Origin of the sequence: Allocoleopsis franciscana PCC 7113 (assembly GCF_000317515.1) — a bacterium.
GTDB classification, from domain to species: Bacteria; Cyanobacteriota; Cyanobacteriia; order Cyanobacteriales; family Coleofasciculaceae; genus Allocoleopsis; species Allocoleopsis franciscana.
Window position 1 is genome coordinate 2,383,061 of the sequence record NC_019738.1, and the last position, 9,993, is coordinate 2,393,053.

The 9,993-nt window shown below is 47.2% G+C and carries 10 protein-coding genes; 5 read left to right on the forward strand and 5 right to left on the reverse strand.

Going from position 1 to position 9,993, the window contains the following annotated elements; translation table 11 throughout:
• Window positions 1-44 precede the first annotated feature (44 nt).
• Together MIC7113_RS10085 and MIC7113_RS10090 are read left to right on the forward strand one after the other, a co-directional pair.
• The gene (locus MIC7113_RS10085; protein ID WP_015182048.1) at window positions 45-566 is read left to right on the forward strand and encodes a GNAT family N-acetyltransferase; all 522 of its coding nucleotides are present in this window, start codon (window positions 45-47) and stop codon (window positions 564-566) included.
• A gap of 280 nt (window positions 567-846) precedes the next feature.
• Window positions 847-1,374, forward strand: coding sequence for a dihydrofolate reductase family protein (locus MIC7113_RS10090; RefSeq protein ID WP_015182049.1), 528 nt, complete (start codon window positions 847-849; stop codon window positions 1,372-1,374).
• 187 nt (window positions 1,375-1,561) lie between these two features.
• On the opposite strand, the gene MIC7113_RS10095 is transcribed toward MIC7113_RS10090, so the two are convergent.
• Window positions 1,562-2,326, reverse strand: a complete 765-nt coding sequence (locus MIC7113_RS10095; protein ID WP_015182050.1) for a carbonic anhydrase — start codon at window positions 2,324-2,326, stop codon at window positions 1,562-1,564.
• Between the two features lie 349 nt (window positions 2,327-2,675).
• Here MIC7113_RS10095 and MIC7113_RS10100 point away from each other — a divergent pair, with 349 nt between their 5' ends.
• Together MIC7113_RS10100 and MIC7113_RS10105 are read left to right on the forward strand one after the other, a co-directional pair.
• Window positions 2,676-3,635: a GNAT family N-acetyltransferase gene (locus MIC7113_RS10100; RefSeq protein ID WP_015182051.1), complete on the forward strand. Its 960-nt coding sequence runs from the start codon at window positions 2,676-2,678 to the stop codon at window positions 3,633-3,635.
• A 292-nt stretch (window positions 3,636-3,927) separates the two neighbouring features.
• Window positions 3,928-4,248, forward strand: coding sequence for a hypothetical protein (locus MIC7113_RS10105; RefSeq protein ID WP_216596375.1), 321 nt, complete (start codon window positions 3,928-3,930; stop codon window positions 4,246-4,248).
• Between the two features lie 30 nt (window positions 4,249-4,278).
• Here MIC7113_RS10105 and MIC7113_RS10110 read toward each other — a convergent pair whose 3' ends face one another.
• On the reverse strand, window positions 4,279-4,764 hold the full coding sequence (locus MIC7113_RS10110; RefSeq protein WP_015182053.1) for a low molecular weight protein-tyrosine-phosphatase: 486 nt from the start codon (window positions 4,762-4,764) through the stop codon (window positions 4,279-4,281).
• 298 nt (window positions 4,765-5,062) lie between these two features.
• On the opposite strand from MIC7113_RS10110, the gene MIC7113_RS10115 reads away from it, so the two are divergent.
• The gene (locus tag MIC7113_RS10115; RefSeq protein ID WP_015182054.1) at window positions 5,063-6,451 is read left to right on the forward strand and encodes a lipase/acylhydrolase; all 1,389 of its coding nucleotides are present in this window, start codon (window positions 5,063-5,065) and stop codon (window positions 6,449-6,451) included.
• Between the two features lie 107 nt (window positions 6,452-6,558).
• Here MIC7113_RS10115 and MIC7113_RS10120 read toward each other — a convergent pair whose 3' ends face one another.
• The 3 genes from MIC7113_RS10120 to murC all read right to left on the reverse strand — a co-directional run bounded on the left by MIC7113_RS10120 (window position 6,559) and on the right by murC (window position 9,789).
• The gene (locus MIC7113_RS10120) at window positions 6,559-6,903 is read right to left on the reverse strand and encodes a YbaB/EbfC family nucleoid-associated protein (RefSeq protein WP_015182055.1); all 345 of its coding nucleotides are present in this window, start codon (window positions 6,901-6,903) and stop codon (window positions 6,559-6,561) included.
• Between the two features lie 120 nt (window positions 6,904-7,023).
• Complete coding sequence (murB, locus tag MIC7113_RS10125; protein WP_015182056.1) at window positions 7,024-8,001, reverse strand: UDP-N-acetylmuramate dehydrogenase; 978 nt, start codon at window positions 7,999-8,001, stop codon at window positions 7,024-7,026.
• A 195-nt stretch (window positions 8,002-8,196) separates the two neighbouring features.
• The gene (murC, locus tag MIC7113_RS10135; protein ID WP_015182057.1) at window positions 8,197-9,789 is read right to left on the reverse strand and encodes a UDP-N-acetylmuramate--L-alanine ligase; all 1,593 of its coding nucleotides are present in this window, start codon (window positions 9,787-9,789) and stop codon (window positions 8,197-8,199) included.
• Window positions 9,790-9,993 lie beyond the last annotated feature (204 nt).

Sequence of the window (9,993 nt, forward strand, 5' to 3'; positions counted from 1 at the left end):
CCTGACAAGTTAAACCTAATCCGAACTAGGTTAATCAACCACTGATGAGTTGTGTACTCGAAACAATACGACTACAGCTTCGTTCTTGCCAGATAGAGGATGTTCAAATTGTCCACATGCTCTGGATAAATGATTGCATTCGCTATTTCCTCTTCGACAACCGAGTAATTTCGTTGGACGAAGCACAATCCTTCGTTGAGGACAGCCTTGCAAACTTTGAACAGCATGGGTATGGAATCTGGCTAGTTTTTGAGCGCGGCAATGACAGTCTCGTCGGTTTTGCTGGCTTCTTGCCTTCACAACAAGGGACTCCCAGTTTAATTTACGGAATTCATCCTGATCGCTGGGGATGTGGTTACGCCACGGAAGCCGCCAGTGCCGTGTTGAATTATGCACTGGAAAACCTTGCTCTGTCCAAGGTGAGGGCGGATGTAGACGAACCAAATGTTGCATCTGTACGAGTACTTGAGAAGCTACGCATGAGGCGAATCGGTGATGCAATCGTTAATGGGCATCCACTTATTTATTTTGAGCGATCGCGCTCGGAAGAGTCAATCAATAGTTAATTGGCTTAAGCTACTAATGGAGGCGGTAAGTTAAGAGTTATTTGGCACAAGCAATAATAGAAATGTAGTGAGCAGCAAAATGTTGATAATCGTATTAAACTGCTGGAGTTGGCATTAGCAGAAATACAGAGAGGCATAAATCTTATGTCAGATTGCGCTTGCAAGATGAAAGCGCGAAACAAGCAGGAGCGAAAAACCCTTCTTACCGTTCTTACTATCAACACCTTGATGTTTTTGAGCGAGTAAAGTGAAAGTAGGCCAGTTTTTCGCGTAGGGAGAAATGATTGTGGCAGAATATATTCTTCAGGTAGCAACCAGTGTTGATGGATACATTGCAAGATTAAATGGAAGTATTGATTGGTTGCCAGTACCTGAAGAGGGTGGCGAAGATTACGGCTACACTAAGTTTTTCAATTCAATTGAAGCATTGGTCATGGGTTCTACAACCTATGAGCAAGTTTTAGATTTTGGAGATTGGCCTTATCCAGGTAAATTTTCCTATGTTTTAACCAGTCGGAATTTATCGACAACACGTACTGATGTATATTTTGTAAAAGGGGGTGTCGAAGAAGTTGTAGAGGATGTCAAGAAGAAGGGTTATAAACGAGTTTGGTTGGTCGGAGGTGGAAAGGTTGCAGCTTCATTCATGGAGCAGGGATTAGTTAGCGAATACATTATTGGAGTCATTCCCATTATCTTAGGAGCAGGTATCTCTCTGTATCAATCCGTACCAGAACAAAATCTCGATTTAATTGAGACAAATGCTTACTCGTCTGGTGTAGTTGGACTTCGTTACAGGAAGAGGTGATACCTTGGCTGAGATCTTGCACCTTTGTCAGAAAGCCTCCACACCCGCCAAGAAATTAATTTCTTGGCTTATAGCGCAAGTCCATTTCAATGGACTGAAACTCTGATCCAGTCGTCTAAAGACGACTGCGAGCTATATGAACTACCCCGACCTGCTATCGCGGAGGTCGGAGTTTCCAACATCCTCGTTAACTAACTAAGCTAACCATCCCTGTATCCAGATCGTAATAACCTCCAACCACTTTCAGTTTGCCTTGCTCAACAAGCTGGGAGATAACTGGAGAGGTTTGTAACCGCTTCATCTGTAGCAAGACATTGGCTTTAACGGCGTTGCTGAGGCGATCGCCCGATTGCCCTTTTGTTGCTTCAATGGCGGGTCTGATCGCATACACTAGACTATCAATCACTCCAGGCAGTTCACCTCCCTTGATGGCAGCATCCACCGCACCACAACGTTCGTGTCCGAGTACCATCAATAGTGGCGAACCCAGCACAGAAACGGCGAATTCTTCACTGGCGATGTCTTCAGTGATCGCAATATTTCCGGCAACCCGAACCACAAACAAATCACCGATGCCCTGATCGAAGGCAATTTCTGGTACAACCCGTGAATCTGCACAACTGAGGATAGCGGCAAAGGGAGTTTGTCCTTGGGCTACTTCTGTTAAACGAGCCATGTTCTGGCGAGGATTCTGCTGCTTATTAGAAACAAATCGTTGATTTCCCTCCATCAGCTTCTTGAGTGCCTCGTCAGGAGTCATACGACTCTTGGCAGCACCAGGGTCGTTAGCAATGGCTTGCAGCAGTTCAGCCGCCCTTGCTGAGGAATCAAACTGTTTTGTTAGTGCGCCTGTGCCTAACCATGCGGTTAATGAGCCTGCACCGAGCGCTCCCATGCCATATTTCAGCATGTGTCGGCGCGAAATATTTTTTCGCTCTGAGCCTTGATTCACTCTAATTTTCCCTAAGCTTTATGCATTGTCAAAGTGAATATATTCTTTAGTTTATATCAATCTCTCATATTCTTAATATAAATTAATCAAATCCTCAGTTTTTGACAGTACTTAGTCAAATGTGGGACTTGCATCAGGGTCATAGCCAGGGGTAGTTAACCCTGAGTGGGTCTGGCTTCCTGGTTAACTGACAGCATCCTTCTCGTCACCAACGCACCTCTGCTTATCACCCAACTGGGTGAATCACCAGCATGAAGTGTTATTTCCGTAATCGCTTGTAGTATTAATGTAGTCAATTAAAACTGCCAGTTGCTTGAATTGCAGCAAGTTACACATTCAACTTGATCTTATGACTACGCTAACCATGCGCCCCTATGCCGGGGAAGCCGATTTAGACGCGATCGCACATCTCATAAACGCTTGTGAAGCCGTTGATCGCACGGATTCAGGTACATCTGTCTCCGAACTACGACAATCGTTTGATGACCCATCCGTAGACAAAACCCGTAATATCTATCTTTGGGAAGATGCAGAGAATAAGCTCGTTGGATTGGGTCGGTTGTGGGTTCCTCCAGCAGACAAACTCACTGATGGCTTTCTGGGGTTTCGCGTCCACCCCACGGCACGGGGCAAAGATCTAGAAAGACAGATCCTTGCGTGGGGCGAGGGACGGATGCGCGAGATGAGCCAAGAGCGTGGTGTGCCAGTGAAGCTACGCTCTAGCTCTCGCGCCGATCAATCTGAGCGCATTGCCATACTAGAACGCTCCGGTTTCACCGCCGAGCGCTACTTCTTCACAATGGAGCGATCGCTCTCTCAACCTATCCCAGAACCTCAACTGCCAGAAGGTTTTGTAGTGCGGCAGATGCAAGGAGAACAGGATATTCAGGCTTGGGTAGAAATGTACAACCAGGCATTTATCGATCACTGGAATCATCGTGAATTAACCGTCGAGCGAATGCGACATGAATTGAAAAACCCATACTACAAACCGGAATTAGACTTAATTGCAACTGCAACCGATGGTACCTTTGCGGCTTTCTGCCACTGTCGTATTAATCCAGAAGACAACAAACGAAATGGACGCCAGGAAGGTTTGATTATCTGTCTAGGTACACGGCGAGGCTTTCGTCATAGAGGATTGGGACGGGCAATGTTACTGACTGGAATGCAGCGTTTACAAGCGGCTGGTGTAGAAATAGCCAAGCTTGGTGTTGATGTCGAGAACCCCACGGGTGCGCTTCGGCTTTATGAATCCGTTGGTTTTCACAAAGCTTTCACCCACATTAGCTATTTCAAGGAGGTGTAGCCCTAAGTTAGGCAAAAAAAGTTTTTCCAACCCCTTAACGCTATGTAGTATATCTGTAGTATAACTTTAAGGCAAACGCATAAAACCTTTTTTCCCTCTAACAGGCATAAGACTGGAGTCAATAGCGACTACAGTCTTTTTTGTTTCACCCAAACTTGAATTTTGCCTATATCGTTAATTGAATTAAGCAAGTGCATGGTTTAGCGGTATGTCGATTCAATCAGGGAGAGATGTAAAATTCACACAGGTTCTAGAGAAGTTAACCAAATGGAGACACGAACTGGTTGAACAGATGAGGAATCCTAGCACAACTCAGCCAGCTAGAGAGGAGACTCTGCAATTGAAAAGCCAGCTCGATCAAGCGATCGCCTGTCTCCAGATGTGTGAACGATACCAAATCTCACTGAATGCCAAAGTGATTGAAATCCCTCCACCCAACAATAGCTGTTTATCTCAATATCATTTGATGGATGACTGTGGCTCAATAGAACGCGATTGTTGGACAGAGGTAGAGGCTAATGGCAAATTCATTGCGGTTTTACCTAAAACTCTGCTCATCCAACGGGATGCAGGGGTTCTTTCGTCAACCGCTAAGTCGAACAGTAAGGAATAGAAGACTAAACATTAAGGTGATTCCGTCAGGCTATGCGGTCAAATTGTAGGTTTTAACAACATGTTGTAATAAGCCTTCACAGGCATCTAGCAACAAATCGATTACCTGATCAAATCCTTCCGGTCCGCCGTAATAGGGATCAGGGACTTCTCGCTCACGGTGATGGTTAGCAAAATCACACATCAGTTGTACTTTATCCCGATACTTTCCTGTTGGGTCGAGGGAGAGAATATCTCGATAATTCTCCCGATCCATCGCTAAAATCAGGTCGAAGGTTTCAAAATCCGATTTTTGAAACTGCCGTGCTTGTCCCTTAAGCTTTATCCCCCGACGAAGAGCGGCGGTTGTCATGCGTCGATCGGGAGGAGCACCAATATGATAACCACCAGTCCCAGCCGAATCACAGATAATGCTCTCACCCAGACCCGCTTGTTCAATCAGGTGATTCATAATGTTCTCGGCGGATGGAGAACGGCAGATATTACCAAGGCAGACAAAGAGTAGTTGGCAGGGCATAGGTATAATACTTAGCTTTTTGTGCCGTTAGAACAACGACTAATTGTTAGACAATGAGAATCTCGCACGTTTGTGTTGGGAACAGTTATCGATACCTGTCCTACTCCGCGTAGGCTTCTCGCTGTACCAGTGTTAAGTTTAGCAACGAAACTGTCCCATGCTGCCGTCGTTCCTCTTGAGACCGGATAGCCCAACTCAAGCTCAACCATTGGCACTGTCTTTACGACAATCGTCAACTGGTTACCCTAAATGTAAAAGGATGCTGCCTGATTTCAGGGTAATTTAAGGAAAGTATTGAATGTTCAAGTCGCGCCGCCGCTCCTATCGAAAGCCCCGTCGTTCGTTGCCACTCCCACTCATCCTCTTAGCTATCCCTCTAGCTTTAATTCTCCTGGAATTGTCGGTACGGCTTTTTGTCGGTGTTACGGGTAAAAGCGCTGAATTGGCAGCTTATGAAGGTCAACCGGCTAATGTCACCGCTTACTATCTCCAGTTTCTGAGTCAAGAAAAAAAGCCCTACGACGGTTTACCGGATCGTGGACGCCTTGCCGCCCAACGAAGTCTCGCTGGGGGCTACAAATTAGTCGGCAACCAAAAGAATAGTTTCTGGCAGATTAATGAGCAGGGTTTCCGCGACGATAACCCGGTTCCGTTGAAAAAACCCAAAGACGAAATCCGAATTTTTCTTTTAGGTGGCTCTACTGCTTTCGGTCAATGGAGTGCCAGTAACCAAGCCACCATCGCCAACAAGCTGGAAATCCGTCTAAATGAACGGGTGGCGCAGCAGAGGCGTTCTCCAGAAAAGTACCGACCGATACCGTTACCCGTCTATAAACCGGAACTAGAGAAAGCACTGACTTTACCACTGAAGCTGCGAGAGGGTCAGTATCGAGTAATTAATGCGGCTGTACCGGGCTATGCCTCTGGAAATCAACTCGCTCAACTAGCCCTGCAAATTTTGCCCTACAGCCCAGATGCTGTAATTGTTTTGGATGGATATACTGACCTGATGCTACCAAGTCATAAAGCTCAAACGGATATTCCCGAAATTGACGGCTTTTTGAACAACGCACCAGGACACTTCTGGGCTTACCTCACTGCGAACTTGAGCAATTGGATTACCGACACTTATTTAGTGAAAGCCATACAATACTGGCTGTTGCGTCCGCAGCCATCGCTTAGTCAGCTCAGTTTGGTGGTGGCGGAAAAGACCGCGCCCTTAGAACAACATCTTGCTGCTGACCCGACAGAACTACAGGGTCGTGTGGCACGCTACCACCAATTCCACAAGCAAATGGTCAAGTTGACAACAGGGGCAAACATTCCTTTAGTAATTGCTGTTCAGCCAGAAATTACAGGTCGCGGCACCAGCCAGCTATCTCCCAATGAGCAGAAGCTTTTAAATGAATTGGGGGCTATCTATAAACAACGGGTACAAACAGGCTATGCCCAGTTGGAGAAAGCTACACAGAAACTACAGGATGCGTTTCCCCAAAATGTCAAAACCCTAAACTTTTACCATCTTTACGAAAACTTTCCCAGTCGAGCGTTTTATGACGCTGTTCACTTGACGGAGGAAGGGAATGCTCTGCTAGCAGAGCAATTGTATCAGGCGATCGCAACTGTCCCCAAGCTACAACTTGCTCCTCCCAAAAAAAGGGGGATTGGGAATGATAAGGAAGGATGAGGAAGGGAATTTTTATACGAGGCGATGTCCTCCTATAAACTCCAGCGCGGCGCTAATACCCTTCACACTTCACACTTCATCCTTTCCCAGCCCCTACGGGAGAGCAACTACATTCCTGGAAGATTTAGCCCACTGGTAAGTTCTTCCATGCGTTCGCGCATCGTCGCGGTGGACTTATCGTAGGCATCTCTCATTGCTATTGTCACAAGTTCAGAAAGGGCTTCTGCGCCCTGAGCCATAGCATCAGGAGAAATGGTGACTCTTATCGGCTCTTGGTTGCCGCTCAGAACGACCTTGACGGTACCATCTTCTGATGAACCCTCAATCTCCATCTGCTCCAATTCTTCCTGAAGCTGTTTGGCACCTTGTTGAACCTCTTGGGCTTTTTTGAACGCCTCGGCAAGCTCTTTCATCTTGCCTAAACCGAAGCCAAATCCTTGTCCTTTTGTCATAAAAATCTCCGGGAAGTCTGGGAACCCACTCCTTCCAGGGGTGGGAGGAAAGACAACTCAGCAGCAAAAGCTGCCTACAGTAGTCTTAATCTTAGTACTACTCGTGTCCTTGCGACAGCTTTAGGCAGGTTGAAACTCGCCTAAAATTTTTACCTCTGGCTCTAACCACACAGACCAATGCTGTTCTACTTGCTGTTGAATATGACGGATGATTTGGAAGATATCGCTGGCTTGGGCACCGCCGCAATTAAGGATAAAGTTGGCATGGCGCTCCGCGACTTGAGCACGACCAATGGTGTAGCCTTTTAGGCCTAGTTGTTCAATTAACCAAGCCGCCGGACGAGTATCTGGATTGCGAAACACGCTCCCGCAGCTAGGTAAGTGATAGGGCTGAGAGCGTCGTCGTTGCTCTAAATGTTGAGATGTCGCGGCTCGAACCTGGACTGGATCAGCGCCCGGTTTCAACTGAAAGGTTGCCTCAACGACTAAGCGATCGCCGCCTTGTAAGTTAGAGGTGCGGTACTGAAAGCCCAAGTCTTGGGGGGTTAGCTCCTCCATGAATCCCGTGGGTGAAAGAGTTTGGACATTGACCAATATATCTGCCGTGCAGCTTTTGTGAGCGCCTGCATTCATAACCACTGCGCCGCCGACGGTGCCAGGAATTCCCACTGCCCACTCTAAGCCTTCCCAACCACGTTCTGCGGCTTGCCATGCTAGACGAGCAATGGGTTCACCCGCACCAGCGGTCACTGTCCCTGTTTCCTCGTCGAACTGGGTGTGGCGTAAATGGCGAGTACAGATCACTAAACCGGGCAAGCCGCGATCGCTGATTAATAAATTGGAACCCGCCCCCAAGAGGGTTAGGGGTAATCCTTGAGAGTGCCCCCACTCAAAGCTCGCTTGTAGATCTTCTAGGCGTTGGGGAGCAACGTACCACTCGGCTGGACCTCCGACTCGAAATGAGGTCAGGCTGGCTAAAGAGGCTTGTGAGCGGAGCGGGCAATCGGTTCCGGGCAGGTACAGCAGCGACTCGTTATAAACTATTTTCTTTTGGGTGAGTGTGCTATTAACACGGGGGGGATCGTGGGACAGAGTCATATTAATACGCGTGAAAAGAATGCCAATGGGTCTTGGGCAATGGAGTTGAGACCAACGGTATTGTTCTGGGTTTAATTGAGTGTGGATTGAGGATTAAGCAATTGGCTTGGTTTTTGGGATTGGGGGTTAGGAGCGGGATTTGGGGTTCGGTTTCCCAGTCCGAGACCCCCCAGGCCGATAGTTCCTCCATTAAACTCAGGCTTTCTGGCTCAACTCTTTGGAGCTATCGCTGTCAGCCGTTTGATAAAATTCCATCACCTGGGGAATAATTTGATTCAGATTGCCCGCTCCCAAAAACAGGGCAAGGTCTCCGGGTTGGAGGGTTTGGGTCAGAAATTCAGTGACTGACTCTAGAGTGGGTTGGTAATACACCCTCTTACTCTCGTGACCAGCCCCGTTCGCTGAATGCTGCTTCGCAGCACAGATTTCATCTCGAACCCGCTGGCCTGTTATTTGTCCTAAGTTGGGTTCGCCAGCACTATAAATATCGGTAATCACCACAATGTCAGCATTGTCGAATGCTTTAGCAAATTCTGGCAAGAATGTCAAGGTGCGGGTGTAGCGATGGGGCTGAAAAATTGCCACAATGCGTTGTTGCTCGGACGGTAATCCTAGAGTTTCGCCTCCCCGCAAGCGGGCGGCAGAAAGTGTGGCCTCAATTTCACTGGGGTGATGGGCATAGTCATCAACAAACGAGATGCCATTGCATTTGCCCCGCAGCTCAAAACGGCGCTTGGCTCCTTCAAAGGTAGCGATCGCTTCCGCAATCACGTTAAACTCTAAACCCAGATATCGCCCTACGGCCACGGCGGCTAAGGCGTTGCTGAGATTGTGTTTACCCAGCAGCTTCAGATGTAACTCACCCAAAACCTGATCGCCTTCCCACACACAGGCTGTAGTCCCAAACGGTTGATATCTCACATTATCGACGCTGTAGTCAGCACCGACATCTCTTCGCAGGCTATAGCTTTTGGTGAGTTTGACACGCGACCTCACCGTCTCACAATCAATACACCCGATTAACGTTTGGCAGTGTTGAGCAAACGTCTCGAAGATGCCAATCACCTCTTCGAGTGACTCATAGTGGTCTGGATGATCCAACTCAATATTGGTAATGACACCAATTTTGGGAGAAAGCTTGGCTAAAGACCCATCCGATTCATCCGCTTCGGCAACGAGATAAGGACTCTCCCCTAATCGTGCATTACCCTCCCATGCATCGACCTCACCCCCTACAACAATCGTTGGATCGAGACCCGCTTGCATGAGCAGATAACCAATCAAACTACTTGTTGTCGTTTTGCCATGAGTTCCTGCAACTGCAATGCTTTGGTAATCTTGAATCAAAGCCGCCAGTAAGTCTGAGCGATGAAAAATTGGATAGCCTCGTTCTAAAGCGGCCTGATACTCAGAATTGAATGGATTAATCGCCGTTGAACAGATGACTTGGGGCAAGTCTAAAGGAACTTTTTCTGTCGGTAAGAGCGAGTTCGGTTTTGAGGGTTCACAGGCAATTCCCACATTCGTACTCATACCAATCGCCGTCGGTAATACTTCATAGATGGACTCGCTTCCTGTTCGGAAAAATTCCAAGTTAGTCGCATCTTGCTTTCTAAAAAGATGAGCACCGACCGCTTGCAAACGTTGAGTAATATGCGTCGAACGAATGTCTGACCCAGATACTGGGAGTTGACGCTTTGCTAGAACGTAGGCAAGGGCTGACATTCCAATTCCACCAATCCCGATGAAATGAAATGGCTTCCCGCTAAAATCAACATTATTCGGCATCTTGACTCCTTACACACCACACCACACAAGCCTACTGTGCCAATAACACGCGCTATCATATCAAGAATTGATTTTTCAAGATATAGCGAACAAGAGATTTATCTGAAGTTTCTCGCTATAGGTCTACTTATGATAGATTGTGTTACTGGTCAGTTATATTTTTCTATCCCTAGACGGTTTTTATTATTAAACATATAAGCTAAA

Excerpts from the sequence above, each read along its gene's own strand:
- MIC7113_RS10100 (WP_015182051.1), top strand. The coding sequence starts at position 2,676 with ATGACTACGCTAACCATGCGCCCCTATGCCGGGGAAGCCGATTTAGAC.
- MIC7113_RS10090 (WP_015182049.1), top strand. The coding sequence starts at position 847 with ATGATTGTGGCAGAATATATTCTTCAGGTAGCAACCAGTGTTGATGGA.
- MIC7113_RS10110 (WP_015182053.1), bottom strand. The coding sequence starts at position 4,764 with ATGCCCTGCCAACTACTCTTTGTCTGCCTTGGTAATATCTGCCGTTCT.
- MIC7113_RS10115 (WP_015182054.1), top strand. The coding sequence starts at position 5,063 with ATGTTCAAGTCGCGCCGCCGCTCCTATCGAAAGCCCCGTCGTTCGTTG.
- murC (WP_015182057.1), bottom strand. The coding sequence starts at position 9,789 with ATGCCGAATAATGTTGATTTTAGCGGGAAGCCATTTCATTTCATCGGG.
- MIC7113_RS10105 (WP_216596375.1), top strand. The coding sequence starts at position 3,928 with ATGAGGAATCCTAGCACAACTCAGCCAGCTAGAGAGGAGACTCTGCAA.
- MIC7113_RS10120 (WP_015182055.1), bottom strand. The coding sequence starts at position 6,903 with ATGACAAAAGGACAAGGATTTGGCTTCGGTTTAGGCAAGATGAAAGAG.
- murB (WP_015182056.1), bottom strand. The coding sequence starts at position 8,001 with ATGACTCTGTCCCACGATCCCCCCCGTGTTAATAGCACACTCACCCAA.
- MIC7113_RS10085 (WP_015182048.1), top strand. The coding sequence starts at position 45 with ATGAGTTGTGTACTCGAAACAATACGACTACAGCTTCGTTCTTGCCAG.